Source organism: Accumulibacter sp., from assembly GCF_016789985.1.
GTDB lineage: Bacteria > Pseudomonadota > Gammaproteobacteria > Burkholderiales > Rhodocyclaceae > Accumulibacter.
The window spans coordinates 1-17,555 of record NZ_JAEUOL010000275.1 but is presented as its reverse complement, the minus strand read 5'-3'; the positions used below and the strand labels follow the sequence as shown (position 1 = coordinate 17,555).

General features: G+C 61.9%; 19 protein-coding genes. 8 read left to right on the top strand and 11 right to left on the bottom strand.

Features of this window, described 5'->3' with window-relative positions:
• Positions 1-234: 234 nt before the first annotated feature.
• A complete protein-coding gene (locus JNK99_RS15600) occupies positions 235-534 on the top strand; it encodes a hypothetical protein (RefSeq protein WP_291854731.1) in 300 nt (99 codons plus the stop codon).
• 122 nt (positions 535-656) lie between these two features.
• Here the strand turns inward: JNK99_RS15600 and chrA are convergent, their stop codons facing one another.
• Positions 657-2,033, bottom strand: a complete 1,377-nt coding sequence (chrA, locus tag JNK99_RS15595; protein ID WP_291854728.1) for a chromate efflux transporter — start codon at positions 2,031-2,033, stop codon at positions 657-659.
• Between the two features lie 332 nt (positions 2,034-2,365).
• Between chrA and JNK99_RS15590 the strand changes: the two genes are divergently transcribed.
• The 5 genes from JNK99_RS15590 (at position 2,366) to JNK99_RS15570 (ending at position 7,484) form a co-directional block, all read left to right on the top strand.
• Entirely contained in the window at positions 2,366-3,235 is an 870-nt protein-coding gene (locus JNK99_RS15590) for a caspase family protein (protein WP_291854726.1), read from the top strand.
• A gap of 97 nt (positions 3,236-3,332) precedes the next feature.
• Positions 3,333-4,103, top strand: coding sequence for a pentapeptide repeat-containing protein (locus JNK99_RS15585; protein WP_291854723.1), 771 nt, complete (start codon positions 3,333-3,335; stop codon positions 4,101-4,103).
• A gap of 435 nt (positions 4,104-4,538) precedes the next feature.
• Positions 4,539-6,272, top strand: coding sequence for a nitrite reductase (locus JNK99_RS15580; protein ID WP_291854719.1), 1,734 nt, complete (start codon positions 4,539-4,541; stop codon positions 6,270-6,272).
• Positions 6,273-6,418: 146 nt separating this feature from the next.
• Entirely contained in the window at positions 6,419-6,724 is a 306-nt protein-coding gene (locus JNK99_RS15575) for a c-type cytochrome (protein WP_291854717.1), read from the top strand.
• Between the two features lie 13 nt (positions 6,725-6,737).
• Positions 6,738-7,484, top strand: a complete 747-nt coding sequence (locus JNK99_RS15570) for a Crp/Fnr family transcriptional regulator (protein ID WP_291854733.1) — start codon at positions 6,738-6,740, stop codon at positions 7,482-7,484.
• A 261-nt stretch (positions 7,485-7,745) separates the two neighbouring features.
• Here JNK99_RS15570 and JNK99_RS15565 read toward each other — a convergent pair whose 3' ends face one another.
• Positions 7,746-7,892, bottom strand: coding sequence for a hypothetical protein (locus JNK99_RS15565; RefSeq protein ID WP_291854715.1), 147 nt, complete (start codon positions 7,890-7,892; stop codon positions 7,746-7,748).
• On the opposite strand from JNK99_RS15565, the gene JNK99_RS15560 reads away from it, so the two are divergent.
• Positions 7,891-9,033: a hypothetical protein gene (locus JNK99_RS15560; RefSeq protein ID WP_291854710.1), complete on the top strand. Its 1,143-nt coding sequence runs from the start codon at positions 7,891-7,893 to the stop codon at positions 9,031-9,033. The genes JNK99_RS15565 and JNK99_RS15560 overlap by 2 nt on opposite strands.
• A gap of 24 nt (positions 9,034-9,057) precedes the next feature.
• Here the strand turns inward: JNK99_RS15560 and JNK99_RS15555 are convergent, their stop codons facing one another.
• The 9 genes from JNK99_RS15555 to hfq form a co-directional block, all read right to left on the bottom strand.
• Positions 9,058-9,549, bottom strand: coding sequence for a hypothetical protein (locus JNK99_RS15555; protein WP_291854707.1), 492 nt, complete (start codon positions 9,547-9,549; stop codon positions 9,058-9,060).
• Positions 9,550-9,663: 114 nt separating this feature from the next.
• The gene (locus tag JNK99_RS15550) at positions 9,664-10,695 is read right to left on the bottom strand and encodes a hypothetical protein (RefSeq protein WP_291854705.1); all 1,032 of its coding nucleotides are present in this window, start codon (positions 10,693-10,695) and stop codon (positions 9,664-9,666) included.
• A 163-nt stretch (positions 10,696-10,858) separates the two neighbouring features.
• Positions 10,859-12,166: an adenylosuccinate synthase gene (locus tag JNK99_RS15545; protein ID WP_291854702.1), complete on the bottom strand. Its 1,308-nt coding sequence runs from the start codon at positions 12,164-12,166 to the stop codon at positions 10,859-10,861.
• A 4-nt stretch (positions 12,167-12,170) separates the two neighbouring features.
• Positions 12,171-13,331 (bottom strand): ATP phosphoribosyltransferase regulatory subunit, encoded by a 1,161-nt coding sequence (locus JNK99_RS15540; protein WP_291854699.1) that lies wholly within the window; start codon positions 13,329-13,331, stop codon positions 12,171-12,173.
• Positions 13,328-13,513: a DUF2065 domain-containing protein gene (locus tag JNK99_RS15535; protein ID WP_291854696.1), complete on the bottom strand. Its 186-nt coding sequence runs from the start codon at positions 13,511-13,513 to the stop codon at positions 13,328-13,330. Before JNK99_RS15535 ends, JNK99_RS15540 begins: the two co-directional genes overlap by 4 nt.
• Complete coding sequence (hflC, locus tag JNK99_RS15530) at positions 13,510-14,388, bottom strand: protease modulator HflC (protein WP_291854693.1); 879 nt, start codon at positions 14,386-14,388, stop codon at positions 13,510-13,512. The genes JNK99_RS15535 and hflC overlap by 4 nt, the downstream gene beginning before the upstream one ends.
• Positions 14,389-14,399: 11 nt before the next feature.
• The gene (gene hflK / locus JNK99_RS15525; protein ID WP_291854688.1) at positions 14,400-15,683 is read right to left on the bottom strand and encodes an FtsH protease activity modulator HflK; all 1,284 of its coding nucleotides are present in this window, start codon (positions 15,681-15,683) and stop codon (positions 14,400-14,402) included.
• A 20-nt stretch (positions 15,684-15,703) separates the two neighbouring features.
• A complete protein-coding gene (gene hflX / locus JNK99_RS15520) occupies positions 15,704-16,882 on the bottom strand; it encodes a GTPase HflX (protein WP_291854686.1) in 1,179 nt (392 codons plus the stop codon).
• Between the two features lie 116 nt (positions 16,883-16,998).
• Entirely contained in the window at positions 16,999-17,238 is a 240-nt protein-coding gene (gene hfq, locus JNK99_RS15515) for an RNA chaperone Hfq (RefSeq protein WP_291854683.1), read from the bottom strand.
• Between the two features lie 133 nt (positions 17,239-17,371).
• Between hfq and JNK99_RS15510 the strand changes: the two genes are divergently transcribed.
• Positions 17,372-17,555: helix-turn-helix domain-containing protein (locus tag JNK99_RS15510; RefSeq protein WP_291854680.1), on the top strand; the 184-nt coding region annotated here is incomplete at its 3' end.

The following is a 17,555-nucleotide window of genomic DNA, read 5'->3' as shown; positions in this document are numbered from 1 at the left end:
GGGACAACAGCGCTACGAAGAACAACAGCGCCAACGAAATATCGCCGCACTCAAGCGCCGCGCCGCCGCGCTCGGTTTCCAGATTGACCCGTTGCAGGCAGCCGCATGAAAACGGTCGCCTTCAGTTCTGTTTCTTGAGAGCACCAGGAGCTGGACATTCCTCCCCGCCTTGCCAGCGCGCTCAGCGAACCTTTCGCCTTTGCCCTGCTCGCCTGGCCTGCCGCCGCGGCCACCATGTACTGGTCGACACCGGACGACTTGGCCTGGCGGATTGCGGCCCTCCTCTGGCTGGCGCTCTTCCACCTCGCAGCCTACCGCCGGGGTCGTGGCCCCGGGTTCGGCAATACGATGCTTCTGCTGAGCGGCACCGTGGCATGGGCCTGGTCGAACTTTCCCGACAGCTGGACACTTGCTGCCTTCCCGGTTCTGCTGATCGGTCTGCACGGCGCGCAGCGGGCACTGCTGCGCCGGCAGGGCGGAGACACCAGAACACCAGGCGGGAGCGCCGATCATGAGGCGTCATCGGGTGCCTGAAGGTCGATGACGCCGCATCGGGATGGCTGGCGCCCAGCGCCGAAAACGGGCCGGCAAGCGCCGATCGCCGTCGCTCGGCAGACCGTGATCGAGGCGGCCGGCTGACGACAATCATCACGGATTCAGGCGGTCAGCGTTTTTACCACCAGACCGAACGACGCGCAGGCCGCGATGAGGGGAATCACGCCGACCTTGAAGCGCAAAAGGGCAATCGCGGCACCCAGCGTGATCAGGGCAGACACCACATCGAATGGCCCGTCAAGACCCTTCGGCCAGAGGACGTGATAGCCGAAGAAGAAGGCCAGATTGACGATCACCCCGACCACCGCGGCCGTGATCCCGGTCAGCGGAGCGGTGAATTTCAGGTCGCCATGAGTCGACTCGACCAGCGGTCCGCCGGCCAGAATGAACAGGAAGGATGGCAGGAAGGTGAACCAGGTAGCCAGGGCTGCCGCCACCGCCCCGGCAAGGAAAAGGGCATCCGGCCCGAACACCGCCTTGACATAAGCACCCACGAAGCTGACAAAGGCAACCACCATGATCAGCGGGCCGGGCGTCGTTTCGCCCAGCGCGAGGCCATCGATCATCTGTGTCGGCGTCAGCCAACCATATTCAACGACAGCGCCCTGGTAGACGTAAGGCAACACCGCATAGGCGCCGCCAAAGGTGAGCAACGCGGCTTTGGTGAAAAACCAGCCCACCTGCGTCAGCGTGTGATGCCAGCCGTAAACCAGCGTCAGCAGACCCATCGGGAGAATCCAGAGCAGCGCACCGACCAGTGCCACCCGCGCCAGCCGGATCCAACGGAAGCTCGCGTATTCCGGTGTCGGCGTCTCGTCGTCGATCAGCGCCCTACCGAATGACTTGTCGGCCTGGCCATGCCCGCCGCCCACCGCGAATTTGTCGGGCGCCAAGCGGCCCCCCACATAACCGATCAGCGCCGCCCCTGCGACAATGGCAGGAAACGGCAGATCCAGCGCGAAGATCGCCACGAAGGAGGCCAGCGCGATGCCCCACAACCATCTGTTCCGAAGCGCTCGCGAACCCATGCGATGTGCTGCCTGCAGCACGATGGCGGTAACCGCAGGCTTGATCCCATAGAACAGACCAGCGACCAGAGGCAGATCACCGAAAGCCAGATACACCCAGGAAAGGACGATCAGGATCAGCAGCGACGGCAACACGAACAGGGCACCGGCGACGATACCGCCCCAGGTGCGATGCATCAGCCAGCCGATATAGGTGGCGAGTTGCTGTGCCTCGGGGCCGGGGAGAAGCATGCAGTAGTTGAGTGCGTGGAGAAATCTGCGCTCCGAGATCCAGCGCCGCTGCTCGACCAGTTCCTGATGCATCAACGATATCTGTCCGGCCGGACCGCCGAAACTGATGAACCCCAGCTTGAGCCAGAAAACGAAGGCCTGCCAGAAGCTGACTGCCGGCGGCCTCGGCGCGTTATCAGCGAGGGGCTGCGAAGCGATGTGGAAAGCGGGCTGGTTCATTGACTGGGTTCCTCATTGCTGCAGGGGACGAACAGGCCGCCACACATTGCCCGAGCGGGACGCTCCAGAGGAGCTGACGCCTGCCGCAACGCCGACACTACACGAACTGCCCTGGGCGGTCTACAACGGCCGCGACCAGTCGGCGGCTGGGCAACGGCCGGCACGCTGCGCCAGGAATGGTGGACGGCGGCGCACCGCCTGTGCGGTCCGAGCCGGCAGGCCGAGCGCCGACACATCGATTGCGGCGGATCGATGATCAACCCATAATGTCCCGGCGATGGACGTCGCACCATCGTACATCCGGTTGCTGCGGCACTCAAAGGAGAGAGACCATGGCTGGCAAGAAAGCTCTTTTTGTGGGCATCAACAAGTTTGCGAACTACGCCCAGTTCACCCTCAACGGCTGCGTCAATGACGCCAGGGACATGGCAGCCCTGTACAAGGATCTGCTTGGTTTCAAGACATCAGAAATGACCACGCTGACCGATGCGCAGGCCACCAAGACGAACATCATGGCCAAGCTGAATGAAATGGTTGCCGACGCCAAAGCCGGCAAGCTCGATTGTCTCGTCTTCAGCCTGTCGTCGCATGGTACGCAGATGAACGACGCGAGCGGTGACGAACCCGACGGCAAGGACGAGGCTTTCGTCCCGCACGATATCGCCGAGAAGAACGGCACCTGGGATCCGGAACACATCATTAGTGACGATGAACTGCACGACCTCTTCCTGCAGCTTCCGGTGAACGTGCTGCTCGAGGTTTACCTCGACACCTGCCACAGCGGAACCGGCCTGCGCGGTGCCGAGTTCGGCCTGCATGCGCCGCGCGCTCGATATGTTGCTCCACCCGACCACGAGTTCGACCAGAAGGCGGCCAGGGTGCGGGGATTCACCCTCGAGCGCGCACCCGCTGTCAAGGCCAAGGCGGGTGCCACCGACACCGAGAAAAGGCCGGTCGCCGGCGCGCACCACATCCTGTGGACCGGCTGCAAAGCCAGTCAGACCAGCGCTGACGCCTATTTCAGCGGACGCTACAACGGTGCGTTCACCTATTATTTTGTCAAGGTGATGCGCGACACCCAGAACAAACTGTCGCGCAAGGAAGTGATCAAGAAGATGCGCGCACTGATGAAAAACAGCTTCGCACAAACGCCGCAACTGGAAGGCAAAGCCACCAATCGGGGACAGGCAATCACTTATTGACCGGCACCCGCAGCGGAGAGGCCGGGCTTCTCAGGGTGCGCCCGGCCTCTCCCGGCCACCGCTGACCGGCAGCACGTCGTACAAGGAGAGCAAACCCATGCAACCCACCTCGTTTCTGCTTGCGCTGGCCACCTCCGCAATCGCCACCAACGCACTGGCCGACGAGCGCTCACCCGGTAACTGCAAAGCGCCACAGGCGGCGACCGACCTCTCACAGTGCGATTTCTCGCGCCAGAAACTGGCTGGAAAGAACCTGCGCGGCGTGCTCCTGGTGGGCGCCAAGATGGAGAGCGCGGATTTTCGCGGGACCGATCTGACTGGCGCCGACCTCAGTGGCAGCAACGCCAAGTGGGCAAACTTCACCGGTGCCAACCTGACAGGTGCCAACTTGCGCCAAGCCGACCTGTTCCACGCCACGTTCGACGAGGCCAACCTGACCGATGCCGACTTGCGGGGCGCTTACCTGTTCGGCTCCAACCTGATCGCAAGCAAGGCCTTACGCGCCGATTTTTCGGGCGCCTACCTCAAGGACATCCTGATGGAGGGTATCGATCTCTCCGGTGGTTCGATCCGCAACTGCTACGCTTTCCGTGGCGTGTTCTCCGGCGCTCGGCTGGTTGGCACCGATCTGTCCGGCGCCGACCTGACCGGCGCCGCACTCGATCAGGTCGACTTCTCGAACGCCGCGCTGCAGGGCACGCGGCTGGCAGGAGCCACCTTGCGACACGCCGTGTTCAGTGGCGCCAATCTTGAAGCCGCCGACTTCACCAACGCCGATGTCTGGAACACGAATTTCGCGAACGCGCTGAATGCCGGTGACTCGGTGCGTGAGGCGCTCGCCGAACCATTCGTCGCCAAGCAGCGCTGATTCGCGAGCTGCGGCGAGCCAGCGATCCCTGCGTGGTTCTGGCACCTGGCGTCATCGTGGGCCCTGCAGTCATTGGCCGCAACCTGCTCACGGCTGGCCGGCACTCGCCTGCAACCACCTGAATTGCTCGACAGACGCCGCGGACAACCGGAGCGCGGCCGTCGGGCGGCGAAAAACCAGCATCCGTGAGAGAGGGTGATCCCGGTTGTTCTTGACTTAAGTCATTGCCAGCCGACCCGGTCGATGTTGTTATGCGTCTGGTGCCGGAGTCGGGGGAAAAAGAGGACACTCCCCCGCCGATGACGCACACGGGTGCAGTGGGTCCCGCATACTCACCCAGCGACTCCATGCGACGCCGCATGCTTTCCAGCACGCTTGGCCTGACCGGCACCACGGTCACGGCCCAAGACAAATTCCAACCAGGGAGGACGACCAATGAAATCGAGTCTTTTGAAACGATGCGTTACTGCAGCAGGGATGCTTGCCCTGGCGATCGGCAATCTCGCAGCCCAGGAAGCAAAACCGGAGAAGACCAAGGCACTCGAAGAGGGACCGATGCAGATCGGTGGCTCCTCGCCGGTCGGTGGGGCCGACATGGTACAGACGCTGAACCCGAAATCGCCACCGATGACCAAGGCGGACTTCGAGATCGGCAAGAAGATCTATTTCGAACGTTGTGCCGGATGCCACGGTGTGCTGCGCAAAGGCGCAACCGGAAAGCCTCTGACGACGGATCTCACCATCGAGCGGGGTTCCGAATATCTGCGCACCTTCATCTTCTATGGTTCGCCGCAAGGCATGCCGAACTGGGGCAGTTCGGGCACGCTCACCGAGAAGGAAGTGGATGTCATGACACGCTATATCCAGCATGAGCCACCCACTCCGCCGGAGTACGGTCTGAAGGAGATGAACGCAACCTGGAAGCTGATCGTTCCGCCGTCGCAGCGTCCGAAGACGAAGATGAACAACCTCGACCTGGCCAACCTCTTCTCGGTGACACTGCGCGACGCAGGAAAAATCGCGCTGATCGACGGCGCCAGCAAGAAAATCGTTGACGTGCTCGATACCGGTTACGCGGTCCACATCTCGCGCCTGTCGAAATCCGGTCGCTATCTCTACGTGATTGGCCGCGACGCCAAGATCGTGCTGATCGATCTGTGGATGGAGAAGCCGGCACCCGTAGCCGAAATCCGCGTCGGCCTGGAAGCACGTTCGGTTGAAACTTCGAAGTTCAAGGGTTATGAAGACCGCTACGCCATTGCTGGCACCTATTGGCCGCCGCAGTACACCCTGATGGATGGCGACACACTCAAGCCGCTCAAGGTGATCGGCACGCGCGGCATGACCTCGGATACCAACGAGTATCACCCCGAGCCGCGCGTCGCGGCAATCGTTGCGTCGCATTACCACCCCGAGTTCCTGGTCAACGCCAAGGAAACCGGCATGGTGCACCTGGTGGACTACAGTGACCTGGAAAACCTCAGGGTCAAGATGATCAAGACGCCGCGCTTCCTGCACGACGGTGGCTTCGAGTCTACTGGCCGCTATTTCATGGACGCGGCCAATGCCTCGGACAGGATTGCGGTGATTGATACCAAGGAGGGCAAACTCGCCGCGGTGGTCCCAGTCGGCAAGACGCCACACCCGGGTCGCGGTGCCAACTTCGTTCATCCGAAGTTCGGGCCGGTGTGGGCAACCAGCCATCTGGGAGACGAGACCGTGTCGCTGATTGGTACGGATCCCGTGAAGAACGGCAATAACGCATGGAAAGTGGTGCAGACCCTCAAGAGCGCCGGGGGCGGTTCGCTGTTCCTCAAGACCCATCCGAAATCCAAGAATCTGTGGGTCGACGCACCGCTCAACCCGGACCCGACGATCTCGCAAGCGGTTGCGGTGTTCGACATCAACAACCTCGACAAGGGCTTCGATCTTCTGCCAATCGGTGAGTGGGCCGGGGTCAAACCGGGCGCCAAACGCATCGTTCAGCCGGAGTACAACCGCGCTGGTGACGAGGTCTGGTTCTCGGTCTGGAGTACCGGCAGCGAGGAATCGGCGATCGTCGTCGTGGACGACAAGACACGCAAGCTCAAGGCGGTGATCAAGGACCCACGACTGATCACGCCGACGGGCAAGTTCAACGTTTACAACACGCAGAACGATGTCTATTGAGGCAGCGCACTGCCCATCCGACCTGGCTTGCCTCACCACCGTGCTCGGTAGTGCAGAAACCGGGTAGTTTCCATCCCTGTCCCCTGCCCGAAGGAGAAGGCCTCTGGGAACCCTCGGGCCCATCCTTCTTTTCATGGAGTAGCAAAATGAAAGTGTTTTCCCTCTTCCTGCTGGCGGCTGCCGGCACCCTTTCCGCAGGCGCCGTCCAGGCGGACGAAGCGCTCGCCAAGTCGAAAAACTGCCTGTCGTGCCATGCCGTCGACAAGAAGGTCGTCGGTCCCGCCTACAAGGATGTGGCCAAGAAATATACGGCCAAGGACGAAGCCATGCTGGCCGAAAAGATCATCAAGGGAGGCAAGGGAGTCTGGGGCCCGGTGCCGATGCCGCCCAATCCCTCGGTGACGCCAGACGATGCCAACAAACTGGTCAAGTGGATCCTCAGCCTCAAGTGAGATGCCGGTGAGCATGGAAACCGGCCAGGAGCCGGTTCCCTGTTCGGAGGCTGCAAGACCGCGCAGCATGCACCTGTCTCGGCGCAGCATCAACATCGAGGCGCTGCTCAGCAACCTGCCGCTCTTCCGTGGTCTGGACAGCGAAGTGGTGACGCGCGTGGCGCGTGCCACCCGGACGATCGGTGTACGTCGCGGTCATGTCCTGTTTCGCGAACGAGAAACGCCGACCGGCTTTCACCTGATCGTTTACGGCCAGGTGAAATTAACCGTCGGCTCCCCGCATGGCGCGGAGAAAGTGGTCGACATACTCGGGCAGGGCCAGACCTTCGGTGAGGCGACGATGTTCATCGATGGCAGCTACCCGGTGACTGCGCAAACCCTGACCGAGTCGCTGCTGCTACATGTCTCCAGGGGGGCAATCCTCGATGAACTCGACCGGGATCCGCGGCTCGTCCGTCAGATCATCGCCGGCCTCTCCTTGCGCCTACATCAACTGCTGACCGACGTTGAATCGTATTCGATGCATTCGGGTTGCCAGCGAATCGTCGACTACCTCTTGCGGGATCACCCGACCGGCGATGAGGGGTCGATTACGGTGACCCTCCCGGTAGGCAAGAACGTCATTGCCTCACGCCTGAACCTCACCCAAGAAACCTTTTCTCGCATCCTGCAAAATCTTTCTGCCAAAGGCCTGTTGGTGGTTCACGGACGCATGATCCACATTCCGCATGTCGGCAGACTGCGAACGCATGATCATTGAGGCGCGGCTCCCGGGACCCATCCGATGGTCCCGAAGCAGGCATCTTCCCCCATTCTGACCGATTCCAGACGTCCCCGCTCAAGGCACCACCCACTGTAGCAGGACGGTCGCCCCTGCACACAGATTTGCTGCGCTGTCGACATATCTTACAGCCGTCATCCGGCGACCTTCGCCACTCACATCCAGGGACAGGTAACCCTATGAATAGAAAACGTTCCTCTCTCAATGGCGTGCAACTTGCTTGAAATCTTGCCGGTGGGGCTAGATGATGCCGGTCAATGGCAGCACCACCGTCTCCAGCACCTGAACCAGCGTGGTCCTCGAGTTTACCCGTAGTTGAGCATGGGCACCCTGTTGGATCTGTTTGCTGTCTTCCTGCAGCATGAATCTCCATACGGAGGTAAGCATGAAAAAACTCATTCTGCTTGGCGTTGCACTCCATCTGGCACTGTCGGCACAAGTTGCCCGGGCAGTTCCTCCTTGCTCGGACGTGCTTGGGATGACCGTCATCCCGCTTACCAACGGTCTGGCCACCTATTGCGTTTCGGATTACGGCTGGTCCGACACCTGGTTCGTCGGCGGAGCACCGGCGGTATATGATCCACGACTCGACGTATTGTCGGGCGACGACGGCCCGAACCTGCACTTTGGCATCCTGGGAGGAGAGCCCTCCCCCTTCCCATCAGGCACCGGCTGGCTTTCGCCGATCATGGATGTGGGAACCTTGACACCCTCCTGGCCAACCGCCTCACCCTGGACGGTGACCACTGCCGTCCACTTCGTCGCCACGGGCACGGAATCGCTGATTCACCATCCACTGGGCCTGGACATGCTGATCACCACCAACCTTGATCCCTTTGGTCAGGAGGTGACGCAGCGATTCACGATCACCAACGTCTCTGCCGGCACCACCTTCACCGATCTGCGCTTCGCCGACTATTTCAACTATCACCCCAACGGCAGCACTTTCGAAAACAGCCGGAAAGGGACGGTGACCTATGACCCGCTGTCCGGGATCACGATTACCGGCCCCGACGACGGAACGCTGATTGCCAATGGCTCGATGCGCGGCGAGCGCGTTGACGACGCACATGGTCGCAACGGGCCCTTCCTGGCCACACCCATTGCCGTGTGGGACATGGTGCAGACCAACGTCTATCTTGACCCGGGCGCGGCCATTGCGATTGGCCCGGGCGACGTGGCCGGTGCGCTGGCCTGGGATCTGGGCGACCTCGCCCCATCCGAAACAACAACATTCACCATCTTCAAACTGGCAATGCCCCTGTCATCGGTTCCAGAGCCACCGACCATGCTGCTCATCCTCGCTGTCGGTCTTGCCTGGCTGATGTACAACTCAAAGGGTGGGGGCACTCCCCTGGCCGCCGGCCACATGCACGGCGAGATGTCGCTCATCGCTCGCCAGGCGCCCGGTCAGGACCACCAAACGGATAAACGGATCAGGGTGAGCGACGAATCAACCAGCTACGGCGCGCAGTGGCGGCCGGGAAGAGCGCAGAGTCGTTGGCCAGACACGCACATCCGGGTCTGACCGGCGCTTCGCCGGGAGGGCCGGCTAGCGAGTCCCCAGCCGATTGGCATTGTCCTCGACCTGGCGCAGGATCGGCCGCAGGCCCTGGCCGACCACCTCGGCAGTACGCCCCCAAAGCTGATACCAGCACAACGCGACCCCGAGCATCGCTTCGCCGAGAGCCGCCTGACGTGTCCTGAACTCATCGGTGCTGCGACTGGCGGCCAGGTCGGCAGCGCTGCCGACCACCGCCAGCGTCGCCTGACTGCCCTCGGCCAGGAACTGCTGCGCCTCACTCTGCATCGCCGAGCTCATGGCCACCACAGCCTCCAGCGGCACAGCCACCTTCTCCCGGGTCATCGCGCCCATTTCGCCCCAGTCGTGTTTTTCGCGCAGCGTCGTACCGCGCAGCAGGCGATTGCTGCGCTGGCCAATGACCTCCATCGAGCGGATCATCAGCCGGTTGGTCTGTCGCCCGACGCGGATCCACTGCAACACGGGAGCGAGCAACTGGTCACGGACTTCTTCTCGATTCATGATTGATTCTCCTTGAGCGGTTACGGGCAGATGCGGGGGCACTTGCGGCTGTGACAGGGCCAACCCCGACGAAGCACAAGATCCTGCGGGTAGCGTGGTGCGACGATCAGCGTTTCACAGATAACGTGCTGCATCGTCGAAATTGATCCCGGAAACCGCGGGGAGCTGGTCTCGCTTCACCCGGGCGACAATGAAAGCCCGGCGCACGGCGAAAGCACCACTCAGTTCGGCAAGGTGGAAATCCACCTCCGCGGCCGGTTCATTGCTTGACCCTTCGACGATCACATTCATTGTGCTCAGGCGCAACTGTTTTCGATCGAGCCGCAGATAGCGCTGCGGGTTCTCCAGCACCTCCTGCAGACACGCCAGCTCCATCTCCAGTGCTGACTCGCTGTCGCCGATCCCAGCCAGCTGTCGCTCATTTTCCATCAGTTCGGTTTCCAGTCTGGCCTGTTCGCTGCGCGCCGCCGGGGCCGAACCACCGAACATCGACCCGAGACCGGGGCCCTGTTGTTGCAGCAGGCGCAGACGAGCACGGATCAACGAACGATTCGCTTCGAGTTCCTGTCGCTCGGCACGATCCTGACCGATCTCGGCCAGTGCCTGCGCTAGAAGATACTCGAAAGCCTGTGCGCCGACCACGCGTTTGAGGCGCGACTCGTCACGCCCGCAAAGATGGGCACGATGGTCGGAGAAACTGACGCTGGACTGTACCACGTCGCGCTGCACGAGATCGCCATGCAGCGCCATCCCGAAAACCCGCTGCTCATTGAACGCCATGCCCAGGATCAGACACGCCTCATCCAGATCGGGAAACTTGTCGAACAGGGTACGCAGATTGTCCGATCGTCCAAGCACCGCGGGAATGTCGGTCGGCGCGACGAAGAAAGCCCGCAGTGCCGGATCGGATGACCAGGTTGCCGCAGCGATCGGCCGCGACGGGGGAAATTCGTGCACCAACGCGCGCAGGAACTCGATCGAGCTCTCGACCGCCGGTGCCAGACGCTTCTGGCACGAAGGGAGAACCGTCAGGCGTGGATTGGTAACGGTAATCGCCTTGTCGACCGCACCGCGGATCAGCTCCTCGGAAATCCGGTCCGGATCGAATTGAGCCGGCCGGTTCTTGAACCAGTCGAGAATTCCCATGCCTCACCTCCTCGCCGCTTGGCCTCAGGTGAATGTTATCAGGCAGTGCCGGCGCCGCAAAGCCTACGCTGCGATCACGTAAAGGGTTTCGACGATCAATGCGACGCCCACACTGCGCGGACCCGCCCCGACGCCCCCCACATTGATCGACTCCTGGCCGTCGTCACTCCAGGGGATGACGACGTACGATCGTCTCCCGGCGCTCCGGTCCGGTCGACACAATATCCACCGGAATGCCGCAGAGTTCCTCGATTCGCGCCAGATAAGCGCGTGCCGCTTGCGGCAGGGCTTCCAGCGTCGCCGCCCCGACTGTCGACTCGGACCAACCGGACATGCTCTCGAGGATCGGTTGGCAAGCCGCAACCTCGTCCGCGCCCATCGGCAACAGGTCGACCACCTTACCGTCAAACCGGTAAGCCGTACAGATGCGCAGCTCCGGCAAACCATCGAGCACGTCGAGTTTGGTGATGCACAGACCGGTCACTCCGTTGATCTGGATCGAACGTTTGAGTGCCGCCACATCGAGCCAGCCACAGCGCCGCTTGCGGCCGGTCACCGTACCGAACTCCTGCCCTTTCTGCGACATCTGATGGCCCGGAAGCCCCTCGGTCTCGATGTCCAGTTCGCTCGGGAAAGGCCCGCTGCCGACGCGCGTGCAATAGGCCTTGGTTATTCCAAGCACGTAATGCAGCATGCCCGGTCCAATTCCCGACCCGGCAGCTGCCTGACCGGCGACGCAGTTGGATGAGGTGACGAAGGGATAGGTACCGTGGTCGATATCGAGCAGGGCGCCCTGCGCCCCTTCGAAGAGCAGGTTACGACCGGCCTGGTTGAGCGCATGCAGCTCCGCCGAGACGTCGGTCACCAGCGGCCTGATCTCCTCCGCATCGGCCATGGCCTGGGCAAGCACGGCTGCAAAATCGATCGCTGCGGCATTCAGATAGCGGGTCAGCACGAAGTTGTGGTAGTCGAGATTGTCCCTCAGCTTGTCGGCAAAGCGTTCCGGAAAAAACAGGTCATAAACCCTTAGCGCACGCCGCGCAACCTTGTCCTCATAGGCCGGGCCGATGCCCTTGCCGGTGGTCCCGATACGCAACTCGGCACAACGCGCGGCCTCGCGCGCGTGGTCGAGCGCCGAATGGTAAGCGAGAATGATCGGGCAACCGGGACTCAGCTTGAGGCGCGAGCGTACGTCGATACCACCCGATTCGAGCACCCGGATCTCGCTGATCAGGTGATGGATGTCGAGTACGACGCCATTACCGATGAAGCAGTCGACCCCCGGGCGGACGATGCCGGAAGGAACCAGATTCAGCTTGTAGACCTGGTCACCGACAACCAGCGTGTGACCGGCGTTGTGCCCGCCCTGAAAGCGTACCACGCCGCCGGCATGATCGGTAAGCCAGTCAACGATCTTGCCCTTGCCTTCGTCACCCCACTGGGTACCCACCACCACGACATTCCTGGCCATATTATTATGATCCGTCCCTGTTGATTAGCTCGAGCAGCCACTGCCCGTCACGCTCCACCAATCGGCGGTCGCACAACGGCCCTTCGCTGCCCACTTCATCCGGCAGCAGTTCGACGACGACTTCCCCCCGATCGCGCAGGGCGGCAATGGCCGCCGCCAACACGCGGTCACCAGCCGCATAGGGCACCAGGACGGCGCCCGGTGGCGCATCGGTCGTTGTCCGCCGCGCCAGCTCGCGCAGATCGAGCGAGAAACCGGTGGCCGGCCGCGCCCGGCCGAAAGCGCTGCCGACCCCATCATATCGCCCGCCACGTGCCATGGCCGCCGAGTACCCCGGACAATAGGCGGCGAAGACGACGCCGTTATGGTAATGATAGCCGCGCAGATCCGCCAGGTCGAAAGACAAAGGCAGGTCGGGCAGCGAGCGCTGCAACTGTTGCAGCGCCGCCAGCGCGGCAGCAATTTCGGGCAGATCGGGCAGCAGCCTTGCCGCCGTCGCCAGAATCTCGACATCGCCATAGAGATCCGGCAGGCAAAGCAACGCGGAACGCAGGGGCTCTTCCAGCCGACCACAGATCTGGCCCAGGCCCGGCACGTCCTTTGCCTGCAGCAGGAGCAGCAGGCTCGCCTCCACCTCCGCGTCCACACCGGCAGCGGCGGCGAGCGCGCGAAAGACGCCGACATGGCCAAGGTCAATGCGAGCTGCGCTGGCTCCGGCTGCGCCGAGGGCGGTGGCCATCAGACGGATGACTTCGCGATCGGCCGCCAGACCGGCATGGCCGTACAGCTCGGCACCCAGCTGGATCGGCTCGCGGCTCGCCGCCAGCGAGGCCGGCAGGGTATGCAGGACGCTGTCGCAGTAGCACAGTCGCGTCACGCCCTGGCGATTGAGCAGATGGGCATCGATGCGGGCCACCTGGGGTGTGATGTCGGCACGCACACCGAGGGTTCGTCCGGAAATCTGGTCGACCAGCTTGAACGTGCGCAGGCGCAGATCCTGCCCCGAACCGGTGAGCAGCGAATCGAGGTGTTCGAGCAGCGGCGGCATGACCAGTTCGTAGCCATGCACCCGGAACAGATCGAGCAGGCGGCGGCGCAAACGCTCGAGGCATGCGGCTTCGGCCGGTAGCGCATCGGCCAGATGTTCGGGAAGCAGCCAGTTCATCGGAAGATCATCAGAAGGACCAAGCCGATCAGCATCGAGGTCAGGCCAACGAAACGTATCTGCCCATCGGTAAAGCGGATCAGGCGACGGAAGGTCTCGCGCCAGGTGGCGGGTGCAACAAAAGGCAACAACCCTTCCAGAACCAGCATCAGGGCCAGCGCCAGCAACAGGCTGTCGGTCATTTGCCTGCTTTTTCGCCGCCCCGGCCCATGCTCTTCATGTACTTGAAGAAGTCCGAATTGGGTTCGACCACGAGCACGTCGTTCTTGCCCTTGAAGCTGCCGCGATAGGCTTCCAGGCTGCGATAGAAAGCGTAGAACTCGGGATTGTTCTCAAAGGCCTGCGCGTAGATCGCGGTTGCCCTGGCGTCGCCTTCACCCTTCATCTTCTGTGCATCGCGATAGGCTTCGGCGACGATCACCTCGCGCTGCTTGTCGGCATCGGCCCGGATCTTCTCCGCCTCGGCAGAGCCCTGGGAGCGGAGCTCATTGGCCACACGTTTGCGCTCCGCATCCATCCGGCGATACACCGAATCGCTGACATCGCTCGGCAGTTCGACGCGCTTGACGCGGACATCCACGATCTGCACGCCGATCTTGCGCGCATCGAGGTCGGCCTTCTCACGCATCTGCTCCATGATCTTGTTGCGCTCGCCGGAGACAACGTCATGCACCGTGCGCTTGCCGAACTCCTCACGCAGGCCCGCATTGACCGTCTGCGACAGACGTGTCTTGGCACGCGACTCGTCACCGGCCACCGAAATGTAGTAGAGCTTGGGATCGATGATCCGCCACTTGGTGAAGGAGTCCACGAGAACGTTCTTCTTCTCCGAAGTGATGAAGCGTTCGGGCTCGGCGCTGTCGAGAGTCAGGATACGCTTGTCGAAGTAACGAACATTCTGGATCAGCGGCCACTTGAAGTAGAGCCCCGGCTCCTCGATCACCCCACGCACTTCACCCAACTGGAAAACGATCGCGTACTGCCGCTGATCAACCATGAAAATGGTCGCTCCGAGCACCACCAGCACGGCTACGAACGTGGCTGCAAAAAAGTTCATTCCGGCTTTCATCAGCGGGACTCCCGATCGCGCTGCCGCAATGTTTCGCGCGAGCGTGCTTCGTTCTTTTCGACCACCTGTGGCGGTACCTCATTGGCTATTGGCGCCGAGGGCGGCCTGCTCGCCACCGCGGGCATTTCCGGACTGCTGGCGGCAGGTGACGCAGTCACCGCGCCTGCCGCCTGCATCAGTTTGTCGAGCGGCAGGTACAACAGATTCCCCTGTCCCTTGGTATCCACCAGCACCTTGCTGGTGTTGGAGTACACCTGTTGCATGGTTTCGAGATACATGCGGCTGCGCGTCACCTCGGGGGCCTTGGCATACTCCGTGACAATCTGCCTGAAGCGGCTTGCGTCGCCCTCTGAATTGGCGATGACGCGCTTCTTGTAACCTTCTGCTTCCTCGATCAGCCTCGCTGCCGTACCACGGGCTTTCGGAATCACATCGTTGGCGTAGGCTTGGCCCTCATTCTTCTGGCGCTCCCTGTCCTGCGAGGCCTTCACGGCATCATCAAAGGCGGCCTGTACCTGCTCCGGTGGCTGAGCATTCTGCATCGTGACCTTGGAAATCAGAATCCCGGTCTTGTAGCGATCGAGGATCTCCTGCATCAGCTTCGCGGCGTTGACAGCGATCTGCTCCCGCCCCTCGTAGAGAACGAAGTCCATCTTGTTCTTGCCGACGATCTCACGAATCGAGGTCTCGGCCACCTGCATCACCGCATCATCCGGATGGCGGTTGTTGAACACGTACTCGACAGGATCGTTCAGGAACCACTGCACGGCAAACTGGATGTTGATGATGTTCTCATCGTCGGTGAGCATCAGTGCTTCCTTGAGCACCTTGTTCTTTTCGCTGCCGCGATAACCGATCTCGATCGTACGCACCCCGGAAACGTTGACCAACTCATGCGACTGGATCGGATACGGCATCCGCCAGCGCAGTCCGGGCTCGGTACTCTCCTTGTAGCGACCAAACTGCAGTACCAGGCCACGCTGCGAGGCATCAACAATGTAGAAGCCGCTCGCCAACCAGACAACCAGGACCAGTGCCAGGAGCAGGCCGATCCCGCCACCGAGAAACTTCGGATTGAATTGAACAGGCGGCCGCTCACCGCCCCGGTCGCCGCCCCGGTCGCCGCCCTGATCACCGCCACTGCGCTTGCGGTCAAAAATGCCGGACAGTCGACGATTGAGGTCTCGCCATAGCTGCTCGAGATCCGGCGGTCCCTGGTTGGGACGCCTGCCGCCACCATCGCCATTGCCGCGATTGCCCCACTGCGGGTCATTGAGCGACATAAACACTCCAAGGCTAGAAATCATCGGGAACCATCTGAATGAAGAAGCTCATCGACACCCTCGTCATGCAAGACGGCCGCTGGCGAAGTGTTCTGGTGCTTGCCCGTCGTCCTGGCCAGGGCTGTTTCGGCCAGGGCCGCACGCAGCAAGGACAAACCCTCGCCACTCCTGGCGCTAACGCGAACGCGCGAGATTCTACCATACTCGTCCCGCTCGACCGCGGCCGGCAGACCGGTCAGGTCTAGCTTGTTCAACACGGTCAACTGCGGCACCTCGGCCGCGCCAATCTCCGCCAGCACCTTATTGACGTCGGCAATCTGGTCGTCGCGCGCCGGACTGGCCGAATCGACCACGTGCAACAACAGGTCGGCCTCGGCCGTCGCCTCGAGGGTCGCATGAAACGCGGCGACCAGCGAATGCGGCAGATCGCGAATGAAGCCGACGGTATCGGAAAGCACGATATGGCCGGCCTCCGCCAACCACAGCTTGCGCGTCGTGGTATCCAAGGTCGCGAACAACTGGTCCGCGGCAAATACACCGGCATGGGTCAGGGCATTGAACAAGGTGGATTTTCCGGCATTGGTATAACCAACCAGCGAAACGTTCAGCAATTCACCCCGCCCCCGTGCCTTGCGCTGCACCCCGCGTTGCCGCTCCAGCCGGGCCAGCCGGCCTTTGAGCAATCTGACCCGAATCCCCAACAGACGGCGGTCCGTTTCGAGCTGGGTCTCCCCCGGACCGCGCAGGCCGATGCCGCCTTTCTGACGCTCGAGATGGGTCCAGCCGCGTACCAGCCGGGTCGCCAGATGTTCAAGCTGGGCCAGTTCGACCTGAAGCTTGCCCTCGGAACTCTGTGCCCGCTGCGCGAAAATGTCGAGAATCAGGCTGGTACGATCGATCACGCGACACTGCAGCGCACGCTCGAGATTACGCTCCTGGCCAGCGCTCAGTTCATGGTTGAAGATCACCAGGTCTGCTTCGTGTGCGGCCAGCTCGGCGGCAATTTCCTCGACCTTGCCCTTGCCGGCATAGGTCGCGGCATCCGGGCCATGACGGCGCCCCTGCACCACCGCACAAACCAGCGCACCAGCCGACCGGGTCAGCAAGCGGACTTCGTCGAGTTGTTCAGCGAAATCCTCGTCACCGAAATCGAGTTGAACGATGACCGCACGCTCTTCGGCGACAGGCCGGTCAGCCATGCCGGTGCCCTAAGGTAGAGTGCAGCAAAACGGGGCAATCACGTGATGGCAAACACCGCCAGCGGAGGTCACCTGGAGCCAGCACAACGGGGTGTGAGGGGGCATCGCGACTCCGGTCATCCCTCGCCGTCGTTGTCCTGCTGCAAGGTGATCGGACGCGATGGCACAACCGTCGAGATCGCGTGCTTATAGACCATCTGGGTCACGGAGTTCTTGAGCAGGACGACATACTGGTCGAACGAGTCGATCTGACCTTGCAGCTTGATGCCGTTAACCAGGTAGATTGAAACCGGCACGCGCTCCCGGCGCAGCGTGTTGAGGAACGGGTCTTGTAAGAGTTGCCCTTTGTTGGTCATCCTTGAAACTCCATCTATTGTTGAGTTTAGGTGCTGGAAGCCCGAGGATAATTGATTTTTCCATCCTGTGCCAGATCAAGGTACAGATGTTGTTAGACCCAAGCGGTAATGTCCGCTTCAGGAGGAAGCGGAGATGGCGCAGATGGAGATCGGGTTGAACGAACGGGAACTGAAACGGCATGGGGTGCTGGAGCGGCTAAAATCTGGTGGGTTGAGCCAGGTTGCAGCGGCCGGGGAATTGGGGCTGTCGGTCCGGCAGGTCAGACGCCTGCAGCGCCGCTTGGAGATGGCGGGCGCGGCCGGGCTGCGCTCGGCCC